This is a genomic window from Vibrio sp. bablab_jr001 (assembly GCF_016464285.1).
GTDB lineage: Bacteria > Pseudomonadota > Gammaproteobacteria > Enterobacterales > Vibrionaceae > Vibrio > Vibrio fluvialis.
On sequence record NZ_JACDWZ010000092.1, the window covers coordinates 426,039 to 441,453 of the forward strand.

The window sequence follows — 15,415 nt, forward strand, 5'->3', positions numbered from 1 at the left end:
GACAAAAAAACAAAAGGCACCGAAGTGCCTTTTTGCCTGTTAAAGGCGTTAGACTGGATGTTTGAAGCACGCCGCCAGATTTTTCCCGATCGCCTGCAGCACGTCCCGGCGGGTAATAATGCCGACCAGTTTCCCTTCATCTACCACCGGATACACTTTCGGTTTACCCACTTTCATCATTTCTGCCAACTCAATGATGGACATATTGGGTGAAACGGAGAGCACTTCTTTGTGCATGCAATCGCTCACGATGTGGGTGTCCTGGCAGTAATAGCTCACTTTAATCAGCTTCTCCAGCAAGTCCTGCTCAGAGAGGAAACCAATCACGCGCTCATTATCATCAATCACCGGGCCACCTAAATGGTTTGAGTGGATCACGCGATCCAAAGCCGCGGTCAGTGACATATCCGGTTTGAAAGTGACCGCTTTGACGGTCATGTAGTCTCTTACTTTTAACGAATCCATAGCGGTCTCCTTGCTCGCAACCTAATGTTGCTTATTTAGTAAGTGTTGACTAATTTCTTGATTTTACTAAATGGAAAACCTCAATTTTGTCGATAGATTTTTCCGATGAATTCGGCGTCAACCTGCCCCATCTCTCTCACGCTTTCAGCACAATTTTCTAAAACCTGTCTTATTTATTAGTCACTGCGCATCCGGTAGGCTTTTTCCTGAGATATCATCTATATGTTAACTATTGACTCAACCATCAATAGAGACCGCCGTAGTGAACTCAGTCTTCTATTCTGTCATTTCCGCTAACCCCGACCTGCTGCATGTCGTGTTTGAAGCGCTGCCAGAGCCTACGTTTTTGATCAATCGTGAAGGTATTTACGTGGAAGCCTGGGGTGGGACCGACACGCAGCGTCATCATAATCCGGCGACCATTATCGGTATGAATCAACAACAAGTCCTGCCCGCAGATAAAGCCATCTGGTTCAATCGTGTTATCGGAGAGGCGCTGAAAACCGGCCTGGCGGCGGAATTGGAATATGAGCTTGATCCGAAGCAGATGCCCTGCTTTGAGGATGTTGAGGGGCCACGAGATCTGCAGTTTTTTAACGCGCTGGTGATCCCGCTGCCCAACACAGAGTTCGTATTGTGGATTGTGCGCAACGTTACTGAATACCGCCGCACTGTCGACAAACTGGCCCGCCATCAACTGGAACTGGAACACCTGACACATATCGATCATTTAACGCAGGTTTACAACCGCTATGCGATGGACTCATTGCTTCCGCAGGCACTGGACGTGGCGAAACTGGATCAGCTTTCGTGCGCACTATTTATGATTGATATTGACTGCTTTAAGGAATACAACGATTTTTATGGTCATCTGCAAGGAGACGAAGCGCTCAAACAGGTCAGTCAGGCACTCAATCATTGGAAACGCAAAGGTGATCTCTGTTTTCGCTATGGCGGTGATGAATTTTTGTTGTTCATTCCTGATATCAGCGTCGAGCAATGCGAACACAAAGCGCATCAATTGCTGAGCGAGATTCAAACGCTCGCAATTCCGCATCACAATTCTCACGTCAATGATGCGCTGTCTGTAACCATCGGCATACACCATTGCCTGCGTTTGTCCTCGGACATGACCGCAGAAAAGCTGGTCGCTATTGCTGACAAGGCTCTGTTTCACGCCAAACACCAGCGACGCGGCACAATGCACATTTACTGATGCAGAAACCGCTGCATAAAAAAACGGCAGAGACGATGAAATCTCTGCCGCCACTTTTATTCGTCAGATTATTGCTGCCAGCGCTCTGCGGCTTTCGCATCTGATTCGCGTGAATCGACCCAGCGAGTGGATTCTGTAGTGCGTTCTTTTTTCCAGAATGGCGCTTTGGTTTTGAGGTAGTCCATCACAAACTCACACGCTTCGAACGACGCACTGCGATGAGCACTGCTGACACCAACAAACACGATTTGATCGCCGATATCCATGTCACCGACACGATGAATGACACGAACTTTCTGTAAGGACCAGCGACGCTCAGCTTCATCACAGATTTCAAGCAAGGCTTTTTCGGTCATACCCGGATAGTGTTCCAGATGTAAGCCAGTCACGTTGTCACCCAGATTCATGTCGCGCACTTTACCGACAAACGTCACCACGGCCCCGGCCTGTGTCCCAGCAGAAAGCTGGGCATACTCATCAGCCACAGAAAAATCCTGTACCTGAACAGAAACTCGGTTATCCATATTAGCCTCCGGTTACCGGTGGGAAAAAGGCCACTTCGTCGCCATCACTGAGCGCGAAATCCATCGGCACAATCGACTGATTGACCGCTGCCAGCAATTTGCCGGGCTCCAGCGCCAGCGACCATTTTCCTGGTTGTTCAGCCAGATAAGCACGCACTGCTTCCACCGTGGGAAATTGTGCTTCCAACGTCAGACTGTCGCACTCAACCAGTTCACGAGTTTGGGCAAAAAATAACACTGTGATCATGCGTCCACCTTAAAGTGACCCGATTTACCGCCGGTCTTTTCCAGTAGTCTAACTTGCTCAATCACCATGTCTTTCTGCACCGCTTTACACATATCGTAAATGGTCAGCGCGGCGACCGATGCCGCAGTCAGCGCTTCCATTTCCACGCCTGTTTTTCCGGCCAGTTTGCACACCGATTCAATGCGTACCCGACTTTCCGCTTCAATCGCTTCCAACTGCACTTCGACTTTGGACAACAACAATGGATGGCACAGTGGAATCAAATCCCAAGTTTTCTTCGCCGCCTGAATCCCAGCAATACGCGCAGTCGCAAACACATCACCTTTGTGGTGCTGACCTGAAATAATCAGTTGTAACGTTTCCGGTGCCATACGAATAAACGCTTCAGCCCGCGCTTCGCGGACAGTGTCACTTTTGGCGGAAACATCAACCATGTTCGCCTCTCCGGAGGCATTGATATGGGTAAACTGACTCATTTCGCCCCCTTATACCGAGAGATGCGGCATAAAGTTACACGGACGATGACTGGCATCCATTTGTTGTCTGATGATCTTCGTCCAGCCCGTACGGCATGCCCCGGTTGAACCCGGCATCGCGAAAATCACGGTATGGTTGGCAAAACCTGCCACCGCTCGCGACTGAATGGTCGAAGTCCCGATCTCTTCAAAAGACACCATACGGAACAGCTCACCAAAGCCTTCCACTTCTTTATCAAATAGTGGCTTGAGCGCTTCCGGCGTGCTGTCGCGGGAAGTAAAGCCCGTGCCGCCAGTAATCAGAATGGCCTGCACGTTCTCGTCAGCGATCCACTGTGAAACCACAGCGCGGATCTTGTACATATCATCAATAACAATTTGCTTGTCGATCAGCTTGTGACCCGCTTCCTGAAGTTGTTCTGCCAGATAGCGGCCAGACGTATCGTTCTCTTCCGTACGCGTGTCAGATACCGTCAGAACGGCAATGTTAGCAGGCTGAAATTTGCTTTCTGCGTGACCCATGAGTTCACCTTTATCAATAATCGTTGAATGTGTTGTCGGCCCGGCAACAAACCCGGCCCAAAGAGAAATTATTAACCGCCGATCGACGCCAGATGTGGCGTCATACCCGTATTTCCGTCATGCAAGAAATGGCTGACCGATTTGGTTTGCAGCTGAGCTTGGATACGCGCAATCAACGCGTTTTCTTGCGTATCGTCTTGCAGTAAGTCGCGCAGTTCCACGCCATGATCACCAAACAGGCACAAGTGCAGCTTGCCTAACGCAGACACGCGCAGACGGTTGCAACTACTACAGAAATTTTTCTCGTACGGCATGATGAGGCCAATTTCACCTTGATAATCGGCATGCACGAACACTTGGGCCGGTCCATCATTATTCGCGCGGGCTTTCAGTATCCAGCCGTCGGCAATCAATTGATTGCGAATTGCGGTGCCGGAAACATGCTGGCGGCTGAACAGATCGTCCATCTCACCAGTCTGCATCAGCTCGATAAAACGCAGTTGAATCGGACGATGTTTGATCCAGTTGAGAAACTGGGGCAACTCCTGAGCGTTAAGATCTTTCATCAATACAACATTGACTTTGACCTGCTCGTAGCCGACCTCAAATGCACGATCGATACCCTGCATCACCTGATGGAAACGATTTTCGCCGGTAATTTGATGAAACATGCGCGGATCCAGGCTGTCTACGCTGACATTGATGTGCGTTAAGCCTGCCGCTTTCCATTCCGCAACACCTTTCGCCATGCGATAGCCGTTGGTGGTGGTCGCGACTTTCTGGATTCCCGGCGTTGAAGCCACCGTATGGATAATCTCGGTAAAATCTTTGCGCAGACTCGGCTCACCGCCGGTAATACGCACTTTGGAGGTCCCGCAATCGGCAAACGCATTTACCACACGCTTGATTTCTGGCAGGGTCAAAAAAGAGGAATTCTTATTGCCCGACGGGTGATACCCATCAGGTAAACAATAAGTACATTTGAAGTTACAGACATCTGTAACGGATAAGCGTAAGTAGTAAAACTTACGCTGAAATCTATCTTCGAATTGTTGCGCCACGTCACACCTTTCCAAACACGGGAGGCATAATCATTTCCAACTATGCCCTTGTGGCTCAAGGCCACTGGCTTATCCACCGTATCCTGCAACAGGACTTAGCTGAAATAAGCTCGGAGTAATGGCAACTAATGAGATCAACTTATGGGTTACTCAATAGCAGCTGATTGGTAAAATACTTAAAAAGAGTACGTGATTCCAGTGCAAGCACGAAAAAAACTCACTAGTACCTCAAATTACCCCAAAATAAGTATGAGATATAAATCAATTCCTCTAAATTGTAGCGGATTGTGAAAATATAAGAAGAAGAGAGATGACTCTGTACCAGAACAAGAAAGTGGTCGCGATTGGCGGTGGCCACGGTTTAGGACGCATGTTGGCTGCGTTAAAAATTTTTGGTTCTAACGCCACGGGGATTGTTACCACCACCGACAACGGAGGCTCAACCGGGCGCATTCGTCACTGTCAGGGCGGCATCGCCTGGGGCGACACCCGCAACTGCATTAACCAGTTAATCACAGAGCCATCCATCAGCTCAATGATGTTCGAGTACCGCTTCAAAGGCGCGGGCGAACTCGATGGCCACAACCTGGGCAACCTGATGCTGACCGCATTAGACCACCTTTCTGTGCGTCCGTTGGAAGCCATCAATCTGATTCGTGGCATGCTCAAAGTTGACGTCAACATCGTACCGATGTCTGAACACCCTTCTGATCTGAAAGCGCTGTCTGTGGACGGTAAATGGGTGACGGGCGAGACCAGTGTCGATGAGATGCAACAAGATTTACGCCGCCTAGATCTGGAGCCTGAAGTGCCAGCCACTCGCGAAGGCGTGTTGGCCATCGCCGACGCCGATGCGATCATACTCGGCCCGGGCAGTTTTCTGACCAGTATCATGCCACCGCTTTTACTGCCGGAAATGGGACAGGCCATTGAAAACAACACCCGCGCCAAGCTTATCTTCATCGAGAACCTGTCACCAGAATATGGGCCAGCGGGTCGTATGACACTGCGTCAGAAACTGGAATGGTGTGAACGCGCCTGTCACGGCCGAAAAATTGATGTGGTGATTGGTGCCGAAGCACATCCGGATCTGGACAGCGAATGGAACTGCGTGACACGCGATTTGGCTTCACCCAACCGCGACTGGCGTCACGACAGGGTGAAACTGCGTAAAGCGATTGAAGAGCAGTTAAGCGATTAACTGCGAATAGCTTTGACGAGTATGCTGGATAAGGTCAATCATAATCGCCGTATCCAGCGTTTCATCGATGGTCGTGCCTTGTTTGGCCCGACTATCAATATCAACCGCTTTGGCACACAACTGATCAGCCCCAAAGCTCGCCGCACTGCTTTTCAACGCATGGCTGATCTCTTTGAGATACTCCAGTTTATCACCGTATGCCTCATTGCTCAGATTTGCGCGATAAGTATCCAGTTCACCTAAGAAAATTTCCACCAGAACGGGGACATTTTCTTCACCAATTTCCTGTGCCAGATTATCAATCTTGCTGAGATTCATCAGTTCCATGTGCGCTTACTTTTCCTTTTCCTGCACCTTCTCGTTCCAGGTTTGCAGTTTGCGATAAATAGTGGATGGGCTGACGTCCAGATAACCGGCAGCACGCGGAATATTGCCATCGCAGGCTTCAATCGCTTTCTCAATGGCTTGCTTTTCCGTCATCCACAGCGGGAAGATTTCGTGAACCGATACGGGCGCGGCACTAGCCTTCGGTACACTGATGATGCTTTCGCTTGGCTGATTGAGCGGTGGTGGCAGCATATTCAGGGTGATTTCACGCCCTTCATTCAGCACCACAACGTTGCGCAGTACATTCTGCAGCTGACGCACATTACCCGGCCATTCGTATTGTTTAAAACGTTCTACGACTTCCGGAGCGAGACGGACAAATCCTTTGCCCTCTTCTTTCGACATATAGCCCAGCAGCGAATAGGCAATTTCAATGACATCATCGCCACGCTCACGTAAAGGCGGCAGATGCAGTGGAATGACGTACAGACGGTAGTACAAATCTTCACGGAAACGGCCTTCCTGCACTTCTTTCCATGGGTCACGGTTGGTCGCGCAGACAAAACGCACATCCACACTTTTCATTTTTGACGAGCCGACTTTCTGGAAGGTGCCGGTCTGAATAAAGCGCAACAATTTAGTCTGCAGATCGAGATCCATTTCGCACAGCTCATCGAGGAACAGAGTGCCGCCGTCGGCCAATTCTGCAGCGCCCTGGCGATCCGTTGCTGCGCCAGTAAATGCGCCTTTAACATGACCAAACAATTCACTTTCAATCAGATCTTTAGGAATCGCGGCACAGTTAATCGCGATGAACGGTTTGTCGCCGCGTCGACTGGCGGCGTGAATCGCTTCCGCGCACACCTCTTTACCCGTACCGCTTTCTCCAGTAATGAAGATACTTGCCTTACTGCTGGCCGCAGAGTCAATGGTGCGATAAACCGCAAGCATGGTTTGACTACTGCCGATAAAGCCTTGGTAATTCTGGTTACCCGGATTGTCAGCTTCATTCTTCAGCTTGCTGGCTTTACGAATCGCATTGTTTACCGTGACACGTAAGCGGTCTGCTTCACACGGTTTGATGAGGAAATCCTGTGCGCCATGACGCATCGCCTCAACCGCAGTATCAATTGAACCATGTGCGGTCATAAAAATCACAGGTACATCCGGCGAGCGCTGTTTAACAGCGTGTAATACGTCCATACCGGTCATGTCCGGCAGGCGCAGATCGAGTAGAATGAGATCCGGTTCGCGATGCGCGATACTTTCGATCGCTTCACGCCCAGTTCCGACGATGTTGATATCGATCTCTAGCGGAGTCAGGTACGAGCGATATAACGCCGCCACTGACGCCGTATCTTCGACCATCAGCAGATATTTCGCCTTATGATGAATATCATTTAATTGCATAACCTAGCCATTTATCTTTTGCATTTTGCTTAATAGTCGCATTTGGAGTTGCATTTTGCAAATTCAAAGCGATATTTCCGCAAAAATAGTGTCAGAATTCCAAAGAATCACCGAAATACAAACTGGCACAGAATATGCTTTATTCAATTTGACCCGCAAGGGTCACCTAGCCAACTGACGTTGTTAGTGAATACGATATTCACGATATAACAGCCAATAGAACTCTTTTCTATTGGCTATTTTTTTAGCTATTAACAATGAACTGCTGACGCAGCTTTTCAAGCTGATCGCGTTTTTCTGCAGCCAGTTCAAACTCCAAATCCTGTGCATGTTTGTACATCTGAGCTTCGAGTCTGTTGATCTCTTTTTCCAACTGCTGTGGTGTCATAGTATCGTAGCTGGCTGACTCTTCCGCAACCTTCGCCAAAGGCACAACTTTGCTGGTACGTTGCTTACGCGACTTGGTAATATCACCCAACTCCATGATATCTTTCACGTTGCGCTTCAACGCTTGTGGCTCAATGCCCATTTTTTCGTTGTACGCTTGTTGTTTCTCGCGGCGACGACTGGTCTCATCCATCGCTTTTTTCATCGACTTGGTGATGTTGTCCGCGTACAGGATCGCTTTACCCTTCAGGTTACGAGCGGCGCGGCCAATGGTCTGAATCAATGACCGTTCAGAGCGCAGGAAACCCTCTTTGTCAGCATCCAGAATCGCCACCAGCGAGACTTCTGGCATATCGAGACCTTCGCGCAATAAGTTAATACCCACTAACACGTCAAACACACCGAGGCGTAAGTCACGAATGATTTCTACCCGCTCCACGGTATCAATATCCGAATGCAGATAACGTACTTTGACATCGTGTTCGTGCAGGTATTCAGTTAAGTCTTCGGCCATCCGTTTGGTCAGTGTGGTCACCAGCACCCGCTCATCTTTCACCGCGCGAATGCGAATTTCGGACAGTAGATCATCGATTTGAGTCGCGACAGGCCGGACTTCAAGCTCAGGATCGAGCAAACCGGTTGGACGCACAACCTGATCCGCAATTTCACCATCGGATTTCTCCAGTTCGTAGTTACCCGGAGTTGCGGACACAAAGATGGTTTGCGGTGCCAGAGCTTCGAACTCTTCAAACTTGAGTGGTCGGTTATCCAATGCCGAAGGCAGACGAAAACCATACTCGACCAACGTCTCTTTACGTGAGCGGTCACCTTTATACATTGCGCCAATCTGCGGCACGGTCACGTGCGATTCATCGATCACAAGTAGGCCGTCGTGTGGCAGGTAATCAAATAGGGTCGGTGGCGGCTCGCCTTCCGCGCGTCCGCTGAGATAACGGGAATAGTTTTCTATCCCTGAGCAGAACCCCAGCTCATTCATCATTTCGATATCAAATTGAGTACGCTGAGAAATACGCTGCTCTTCCAGCAACTTGTTGTTGTCGAGCAGATACTGACGTCGCGATGCCAGTTCAGTTTTGATGTTTTCGATGGCATCGAGAATACGCTCTCGTGGCGTAACGTAGTGTGTCTTCGGATAAACGGTAAAACGTGGCAGATCGCGCTGCTTAATCACCCCAGTCAATGGGTCAAAAATGCTGATGCACTCCACTTCATCATCAAACATTTCTACGCGCACGGCATCCTGATCCGATTCAGCCGGGAAGATATCAATCACCTCACCGCGCACTCGGAACTGACCGCGTTCGAACGCCACATCATTGCGTGAATATTGCAGCTCAGCCAGGCGACGTAGCATGTCCCGTTGATTAATCACATCTCCGCGACGCAAATGCAGCATCATTTTCAGGTAAGAATCCGGATCGCCCAGACCATAAATCGCCGACACCGAAGCCACAATGATGGCATCTTTACGCTCAAGAAGCGCTTTGGTTGCCGACAGACGCATCTGTTCAATGTGTGAGTTGACCGCGGCATCCTTCTCAATAAAGGTATCGGTCGTCGGTACATACGCCTCTGGCTGGTAATAATCGTAGTAAGAGACGAAGTATTCTACCGCGTTGTTAGGAAAGAAGCCTTTCATCTCGCCGTACAATTGTGCGGCCAACGTTTTGTTGGGAGCCAGCAGAATCGTCGGACGTTGAGCCTGTGCGATCACATTAGCTAAAGTGAAAGTTTTCCCCGAGCCTGTCACGCCAAGTAATGTCTGATGGGCCAACCCCGCATCAATTCCCTCCAGAAGTTGGCGAATCGCCTCTGGCTGGTCGCCGGATGGTTGATAGTCGGAGACCAATTCAAATGCTTTGCTCATGTCATCCTCATTAATGCTGTCTATCTATACAGGACATTGTCACTGCTGGGTGCGGAAAAAGGCAAGTGAATATTCGCTCCATAACCAGCAACCAACGTCTCAGAGACCGGTTTGAGTAGGTACGCAGAACTTGCGTCTTCGATCGCGGAAAAAAATAAAATAGTATTGGCTTCAGCTAAATGACTTTGTTATTATCTTCAGCCCCATAAGCCGTCCGGCAACCTAATTCTTCAAAAAACAATCCACGGGTTTTCCCCAATTTTTCTAAATTTAACCTTTAACTAACATTTCTTCACTACGAACACTCCAGTTAATTCACCTGTACATAACTCATAAAAACTCAATAAATACAGTAAATTAAACTAATAACGCAATCGATTACATGTTTGTTTTTGACTTGAGCGTTGACACAAAACGTAATTGCTCAGATTTCATTAACACACTTATCCACAATTTTGGTGGATAAGTGAACCTAGCTCATACCGGATAAGGGATGCAGAAAAGTAAAGCCTTTATCGCTGCTTTTTTTAGCCCTTTTTTAAGTTTCGAAGGTTGACACTCGAATCCCAGCTCGTTAACATCCGACCCGCATCAAGCAATTCCCCCTTAGTTCAGTCGGTAGAACGGCGGACTGTTAATCCGTATGTCGCAAGTTCAAGTCTTGCAGGGGGAGCCAAATTCGAAAGCCCAGCTATCTAGCTGGGTTTTTTCGTTTCTGCCACCCGAACAACTCACCACAAACCGATAAAATCTCCGTCAGGATTCATCACAACTACGCCGATTTGCGTATAATTTTTGTTCAGCAAACTAAAACCTTAACTTTCCTTGGTTGTTATTGGCTACGCAAAGCTGGATAATGCCGGGATCGGAATTTCAAACTTATATAACTATGACCGAATATCTTTTGTTGTTGGTCGGCACCGTGCTGGTAAACAACTTTGTACTGGTAAAGTTCCTGGGCTTGTGTCCTTTCATGGGCGTCTCAAAGAAGCTGGAAACCGCCATTGGCATGGGGTTAGCAACGACTTTCGTTCTGACTCTCGCTTCCGTGTGCGCGTATCTGGTGGAAAGCTACATCCTTCGCCCACTTGGTATTGAATATCTGCGCACCATGAGCTTCATCCTGGTGATTGCCGTCGTGGTTCAGTTCACCGAAATGGTGGTGCATAAAACCAGCCCGACGCTTTACCGCCTGCTGGGTATTTTCCTACCGCTCATCACCACCAACTGTGCGGTACTGGGCGTGGCGCTGCTCAACATCAACGAGAACCACAACTTTATTCAGTCAATCATCTACGGTTTTGGCGCGGCAGTCGGTTTCTCTCTGGTTCTGATCTTATTTGCGTCAATGCGCGAACGTATTCATGTCGCTGACGTTCCAGCTCCGTTCAAAGGCGCTTCGATTGCCATGATCACCGCTGGCCTGATGTCACTGGCCTTTATGGGCTTTACTGGTCTGGTGAAATTGTAATGAGTACCATCTTAATCGCTGTTTTGGTGCTGGCTGCGCTGGCCGCCGTCTTTGGCGCCATTCTTGGTTTTGCTTCGATTCGTTTTAAAGTCGAAGCGGATCCGATTGTCGATCAAATTGACTCCATACTGCCGCAGACTCAGTGCGGCCAGTGTGGTTACCCGGGTTGTCGCCCTTACGCAGAAGCCATCGCCAATGGTGACGCTATCAACAAATGTCCTCCAGGTGGTCAGGCGACCATTGAGAAACTGGCGGATTTGATGGGCGTCGAAGTTCAGGAGTCGGCACACGATCTGGACGACAACGTCAAAACTGTCGCCTTTATTCACGAAGATATGTGTATCGGCTGCACCAAATGTATTCAGGCCTGTCCGGTCGACGCCATTGTCGGCGGCAACAAAGCTCTGCATACCGTCATTAAGGATGAATGTACCGGTTGCGATTTGTGCGTGGCCCCCTGCCCGACCGACTGTATTGAAATGATCCCTGTAAAAACGACGACGGATACCTGGAAGTGGCAAATGAACGCGATTCCAGTGGTTGATGTTACCCATTCTTCATCGGGTGAATCTGATGATTCTCAGAAGAGTGCGAGTTAAGGACTGGTATGTTGTCATTAATCGATAAAATTCGAACCGGCTATCTCTGGGATTTCCCGGGAGGCATTCATCCGCCGGAAAATAAAGTTCAGTCTACTCAGACGCCGTTGGTCGAAGCCAGCCTAGCAAATGAATTCGTATTACCACTCAAACAACACATTGGTAAATCAGGTGATCTGCTGGTGCAGGTCGGCGATAGAGTACTTAAAGGCCAGCCTCTGACCTCATTCTCGACCACGTTCATGTTGCCAGTCCACGCCCCAACGTCAGGTGTAATCAGTGCCATTGAGCCGCGTACGGTGGCGCATCCATCCGGACTCAGTGAACTGTGTGTGGTGATCACACCAGATGGTCAGGACCAGTGGTTTGAGCGTCAACCGATTTCCGACTACACGCAAGTGGCGCCGGAAGAGCTGATCGACATCATTCGCAACGCAGGTATTGCCGGACTCGGCGGTGCAGGTTTCCCGACCGCAAAGAAAATTCAATCAGGCCTATCTCGCGTAGAAATCTTCATCGTCAATGCGGCGGAGTGTGAACCTTACATTACCGCTGACGATGCGTTGATGCGTGAACACGCACAAGAAATTATCGACGGCATCGGAATTGTCGAACACATTCTGCAACCTAAACTGACCGTCATTGGCGTCGAAGATAACAAACCGGAAGCGATTCAAGCGCTGCAACAAGCCGCTGAAGGCAAAGACATTGTTATCCGCGCCATTCCAACCAAATATCCGTCAGGCGGCGCCAAGCAGCTGATTAAGCTGCTAACCGATCTGGAAGTTCCAGCGGGCAAACACTCGGCGGACATCGGCGTCATTGTGCAAAACGTTGGCTCAGTTCAGGCGATCAAACGCGCCGTGATAGACGGCGAACCGCTCATACGTCGCGTCGTGACCCTGACGGGTAACACCTTCGTTCAGCCGCGTAACGTTTGGGTGCGCTTAGGAACACCAGTGCAGTCACTGCTAGACGAATTCGGTTATAAAGCCGATAAGAAACTGCCTCGTCTGATCCTCGGCGGTTCAATGATGGGCTTTACTCTGCCTCACGCCAACGTGCCGATCGTCAAGATTGCCAACTGCATTCTGGCACCAAGCCGCAACGAAATTCCGCAACACGATTACGAGATGGCTTGTATCCGCTGCGGGCAATGCGCCGACGCGTGTCCGGCGTCGCTGTTACCTCAGCAGTTGTACTGGCACTCAAAAGCGGAAGAGTACGAGAAATGCGAAGAGCTCAATCTTAAAGATTGTATTGAGTGTGGAGCCTGCGCCTACGTGTGTCCAAGCGAAATCCCTCTGGTGCAGTACTATCGCCAGTCGAAGGCGGAAATCAAAAACCGTAAGTGGGAAGCCGAGGCCGCTGAGCGCGCCAAGCTGCGTTTTGAAGAGAAAAAAGCGCGTATGGAGCGCGAAAAAGCCGAACGCGAAAACCGCTTTAAGAAAGCCGCTGACGATCGCCGTAAAGAAATGCAACAAAGTGGTGGCGAAGACGCTATTGCCGCTGCCATTGCACGCGTCAAAGCGCAGAAAGCACAAAGTGAAGCGGGCGATGCGCCAGTCAAACCTGCGGTAGCGGCGGCGATTGCTAAAGCCAAAGCAAAACAGGCGGAAGCTGCGAAAGCGGGCGCAACCGAGCCCGATAACTCAGACATGGCCAAACTGCGCGAAGAGCGCAAACGTCAGGCTAGAGAACGTAAGGCGGAAAAAACAGAAGTCAGCGAACTGCCCGCAACTGGTGATGACAAAAAAGATGCTGTCGCCGCTGCCATTGCTCGCGCCAAAGCGCGCAAAGCCGCGCAGCAAGAGTCCGGCGATGAGCCAGAGTTTCCAGCACCATCGGTTGAAGAATCAGCTGACGATCCAAAGAAAGCCGCTGTCGCCGCCGCAATCGCTCGCGCCAGAGCACGCAAAACCGCGCAGCAAGAGTCCGGCGATGAGCCAGAGGCTCCAGCACCATCGGCTGAAGAACCTGCTGAAGATCCAAAGAAAGCCGCTGTTGCCGCTGCGATTGCCCGCGCCAAAGCACGCAAAGCCGCGCAGCAAGAGTCCGGCGATGAGCCAGAGGCTCCAGCAACATCGGCTGAAGAACCTGCGGAAGATCCAAAGAAAGCCGCTGTTGCCGCTGCGATTGCCCGCGCCAAAGCACGCAAAGCCGCTCAGCAAGAGTCCGGCGATGAGCCAGAGGCTCAAGCACCATCGGTTGACGAACCTGCGGAAGATCCAAAGAAAGCCGCTGTTGCCGCTGCGATTGCTCGCGCCAAAGCACGCAAGGCCGCGCAGCAAGAGTCCGGCGATGAGCCAGAGGCTCAAGCACCATCGGTTGACGAACCTGCGGAAGATCCCAAGAAAGCCGCTGTTGCCGCTGCGATTGCTCGCGCCAAAGCACGCAAGGCCGCGCAGCAAGAGTCCGACGATGAACCTGAGGCTCCAGCGCCATCGGCTGACGAATCAGAAGACGATCCAAAGAAAGTCGCTGTCGCCGCTGCGATTGCCCGTGCAAAAGCACGCAAAGCCGCGCAGCAAGCGGAGAATCAAAACAAGAATAACGTTGAGGAGAACGACTAGTGGCGTTTTTCATTGCCAGCTCCCCACACGCGCGGACTAAACGCAGTACCGCCGACATGATGAAATGGGTCGCGATCTGCGCCCTGCCTGGGTTACTAGCCCAAAGTTATTTCTTTGGTTTCGGTACCTTGATTCAACTGGTATTGGCGATTGCTGTCGCAATGCTGTTTGAAGCGGGCGTCATGCTACTGCGTAAACGCCCGGTGCGTTTTGCATTGCGTGACTACAGCGCTATTGTGACCGCATGGCTGCTCGCCATTTCCATTCCGCCACTCTCGCCGTGGTGGATTGTGGTGATCGGTCTGGTGTTTGCCATTCTTATTGCTAAACATCTTTATGGCGGGCTGGGACAAAATCCATTTAACCCAGCCATGATCGCTTATGTGGTGCTGCTGATTTCATTCCCGGTACAAATGACCAGTTGGATTGCACCTTCAGAGCTGGCGCCAGAGCCCATCTCATTGGTGGATTCATTCTCGCTCATTTTCACTGGCTTTAATCTCGACGGCCTGTCGCTGCAACAGATTCGTACCGGCATCGACGGTATTACCATGGCGACGCCGCTTGACTCGATCAAAACTTCATTGCGTACCGGACATACCCTGTCTGAAGCGATGGCTCAGCCACAGTTTAATGGCCTGGCTGGCGTAGGTTGGGAATGGGTGAACCTCGCCTATCTGGCAGGTGGCCTGATTCTGATTAAACTGCGCGTGATCAACTGGCACATTCCAGTCGCGTTTTTGGCTGGCCTGCTGGTCACCAGTTTGTTAATGACTTTGTTTGTTCCTGGCACCACTGCTTCACCGCTGATGCATTTGCTGTCTGGCGCCACCATGCTGGGTGCGTTCTTTATCGCGACCGATCCAGTGACCGCCTCGACTACCACCAAAGGTCGCCTGATTTATGGCGTGTTCATTGGTGCCTTGGTGTTCATCATTCGCAGCTGGGGTGGTTTCCCTGACGGTGTCGCGTTTGCCGTGTTGCTGGCCAATATGTGTGTACCAATGATCGATTACTACACCAAACCACGTACCTACGGGCATTAAGG

15 protein-coding genes, 1 tRNA gene and 1 riboswitch are annotated in these 15,415 nt (G+C 50.4%); of the genes, 7 read left to right on the top strand and 9 right to left on the bottom strand.

Annotated features, from left to right (window positions below; translation table 11 throughout):
* Positions 1-48 precede the first annotated feature (48 nt).
* Entirely contained in the window at positions 49-465 is a 417-nt protein-coding gene (locus JIG40_RS15595; protein ID WP_020327920.1) for a CBS domain-containing protein, read from the bottom strand.
* 262 nt (positions 466-727) lie between these two features.
* On the opposite strand from JIG40_RS15595, the gene JIG40_RS15600 reads away from it, so the two are divergent.
* On the top strand, positions 728-1,681 hold the full coding sequence (locus JIG40_RS15600) for a sensor domain-containing diguanylate cyclase (RefSeq protein WP_024373870.1): 954 nt from the start codon (positions 728-730) through the stop codon (positions 1,679-1,681).
* Positions 1,682-1,749: 68 nt separating this feature from the next.
* Here the strand turns inward: JIG40_RS15600 and moaE are convergent, their stop codons facing one another.
* From moaE to moaA, 5 genes are all read right to left on the bottom strand, one after another.
* Positions 1,750-2,205 (bottom strand): molybdopterin synthase catalytic subunit MoaE, encoded by a 456-nt coding sequence (moaE, locus tag JIG40_RS15605; RefSeq protein ID WP_020327922.1) that lies wholly within the window; start codon positions 2,203-2,205, stop codon positions 1,750-1,752.
* Position 2,206: 1 nt separating this feature from the next.
* Positions 2,207-2,452 (bottom strand): molybdopterin synthase sulfur carrier subunit, encoded by a 246-nt coding sequence (gene moaD, locus JIG40_RS15610; RefSeq protein ID WP_024373869.1) that lies wholly within the window; start codon positions 2,450-2,452, stop codon positions 2,207-2,209.
* Positions 2,449-2,928 (bottom strand): cyclic pyranopterin monophosphate synthase MoaC, encoded by a 480-nt coding sequence (gene moaC / locus JIG40_RS15615; protein ID WP_020327924.1) that lies wholly within the window; start codon positions 2,926-2,928, stop codon positions 2,449-2,451. The genes moaD and moaC overlap by 4 nt, the downstream gene beginning before the upstream one ends.
* 9 nt (positions 2,929-2,937) lie before the next feature.
* A complete protein-coding gene (gene moaB, locus JIG40_RS15620; protein WP_020327925.1) occupies positions 2,938-3,450 on the bottom strand; it encodes a molybdenum cofactor biosynthesis protein B in 513 nt (170 codons plus the stop codon).
* Positions 3,451-3,521: 71 nt separating this feature from the next.
* The gene (gene moaA / locus JIG40_RS15625; RefSeq protein WP_038127045.1) at positions 3,522-4,511 is read right to left on the bottom strand and encodes a GTP 3',8-cyclase MoaA; all 990 of its coding nucleotides are present in this window, start codon (positions 4,509-4,511) and stop codon (positions 3,522-3,524) included.
* Positions 4,500-4,639, bottom strand: a riboswitch (molybdenum cofactor riboswitch). It overlaps the preceding gene by 12 nt.
* Positions 4,640-4,821: 182 nt before the next feature.
* Here moaA and JIG40_RS15630 point away from each other — a divergent pair.
* The gene (locus JIG40_RS15630; RefSeq protein WP_199465623.1) at positions 4,822-5,712 is read left to right on the top strand and encodes a YvcK family protein; all 891 of its coding nucleotides are present in this window, start codon (positions 4,822-4,824) and stop codon (positions 5,710-5,712) included.
* Here JIG40_RS15630 and luxU read toward each other — a convergent pair.
* The 3 genes from luxU to uvrB form a co-directional block, all read right to left on the bottom strand.
* Positions 5,701-6,039: a quorum-sensing phosphorelay protein LuxU gene (luxU, locus tag JIG40_RS15635; RefSeq protein ID WP_020327928.1), complete on the bottom strand. Its 339-nt coding sequence runs from the start codon at positions 6,037-6,039 to the stop codon at positions 5,701-5,703. The two genes, JIG40_RS15630 and luxU, sit on opposite strands and share 12 nt — an antisense overlap.
* A gap of 6 nt (positions 6,040-6,045) precedes the next feature.
* Positions 6,046-7,407 (bottom strand): quorum-sensing sigma-54 dependent transcriptional regulator LuxO, encoded by a 1,362-nt coding sequence (luxO, locus tag JIG40_RS15640; protein ID WP_024373970.1) that lies wholly within the window; start codon positions 7,405-7,407, stop codon positions 6,046-6,048.
* A 286-nt stretch (positions 7,408-7,693) separates the two neighbouring features.
* The gene (gene uvrB, locus JIG40_RS15645) at positions 7,694-9,724 is read right to left on the bottom strand and encodes an excinuclease ABC subunit UvrB (RefSeq protein ID WP_199465624.1); all 2,031 of its coding nucleotides are present in this window, start codon (positions 9,722-9,724) and stop codon (positions 7,694-7,696) included.
* A 600-nt stretch (positions 9,725-10,324) separates the two neighbouring features.
* Between uvrB and JIG40_RS15650 the strand changes: the two genes are divergently transcribed.
* The 5 genes from JIG40_RS15650 (at position 10,325) to rsxD (ending at position 15,413) form a co-directional block, all read left to right on the top strand.
* Positions 10,325-10,400, top strand: a tRNA-Asn gene (locus JIG40_RS15650).
* Between the two features lie 213 nt (positions 10,401-10,613).
* Entirely contained in the window at positions 10,614-11,195 is a 582-nt protein-coding gene (gene rsxA / locus JIG40_RS15655) for an electron transport complex subunit RsxA (protein ID WP_004726646.1), read from the top strand.
* Positions 11,195-11,794 carry an electron transport complex subunit RsxB gene (gene rsxB / locus JIG40_RS15660; RefSeq protein WP_020327943.1) on the top strand — a complete coding sequence of 200 codons (600 nt, stop codon included), beginning with the start codon at positions 11,195-11,197 and terminating at the stop codon, positions 11,792-11,794. Before rsxA ends, rsxB begins: the two co-directional genes overlap by 1 nt.
* A gap of 8 nt (positions 11,795-11,802) precedes the next feature.
* Entirely contained in the window at positions 11,803-14,367 is a 2,565-nt protein-coding gene (gene rsxC, locus JIG40_RS15665) for an electron transport complex subunit RsxC (protein WP_024373959.1), read from the top strand.
* Positions 14,367-15,413, top strand: a complete 1,047-nt coding sequence (rsxD, locus tag JIG40_RS15670) for an electron transport complex subunit RsxD (RefSeq protein ID WP_024373958.1) — start codon at positions 14,367-14,369, stop codon at positions 15,411-15,413. The genes rsxC and rsxD overlap by 1 nt, the downstream gene beginning before the upstream one ends.
* Positions 15,414-15,415 lie beyond the last annotated feature (2 nt).

What these genes read in the sequence shown, in the direction of transcription:
- rsxA (WP_004726646.1), top strand. Translation starts at nt 10,614, where the DNA reads ATGACCGAATATCTTTTGTTGTTGGTCGGCACCGTGCTGGTAAACAAC.
- uvrB (WP_199465624.1), bottom strand. Translation starts at nt 9,724, where the DNA reads ATGAGCAAAGCATTTGAATTGGTCTCCGACTATCAACCATCCGGCGAC.
- moaD (WP_024373869.1), bottom strand. Translation starts at nt 2,452, where the DNA reads ATGATCACAGTGTTATTTTTTGCCCAAACTCGTGAACTGGTTGAGTGC.
- moaE (WP_020327922.1), bottom strand. Translation starts at nt 2,205, where the DNA reads ATGGATAACCGAGTTTCTGTTCAGGTACAGGATTTTTCTGTGGCTGAT.
- rsxB (WP_020327943.1), top strand. Translation starts at nt 11,195, where the DNA reads ATGAGTACCATCTTAATCGCTGTTTTGGTGCTGGCTGCGCTGGCCGCC.
- luxO (WP_024373970.1), bottom strand. Translation starts at nt 7,407, where the DNA reads ATGGTCGAAGATACGGCGTCAGTGGCGGCGTTATATCGCTCGTACCTG.
- luxU (WP_020327928.1), bottom strand. Translation starts at nt 6,039, where the DNA reads ATGGAACTGATGAATCTCAGCAAGATTGATAATCTGGCACAGGAAATT.
- JIG40_RS15630 (WP_199465623.1), top strand. Translation starts at nt 4,822, where the DNA reads ATGACTCTGTACCAGAACAAGAAAGTGGTCGCGATTGGCGGTGGCCAC.
- rsxC (WP_024373959.1), top strand. Translation starts at nt 11,803, where the DNA reads ATGTTGTCATTAATCGATAAAATTCGAACCGGCTATCTCTGGGATTTC.
- moaC (WP_020327924.1), bottom strand. Translation starts at nt 2,928, where the DNA reads ATGAGTCAGTTTACCCATATCAATGCCTCCGGAGAGGCGAACATGGTT.
- JIG40_RS15595 (WP_020327920.1), bottom strand. Translation starts at nt 465, where the DNA reads ATGGATTCGTTAAAAGTAAGAGACTACATGACCGTCAAAGCGGTCACT.
- moaB (WP_020327925.1), bottom strand. Translation starts at nt 3,450, where the DNA reads ATGGGTCACGCAGAAAGCAAATTTCAGCCTGCTAACATTGCCGTTCTG.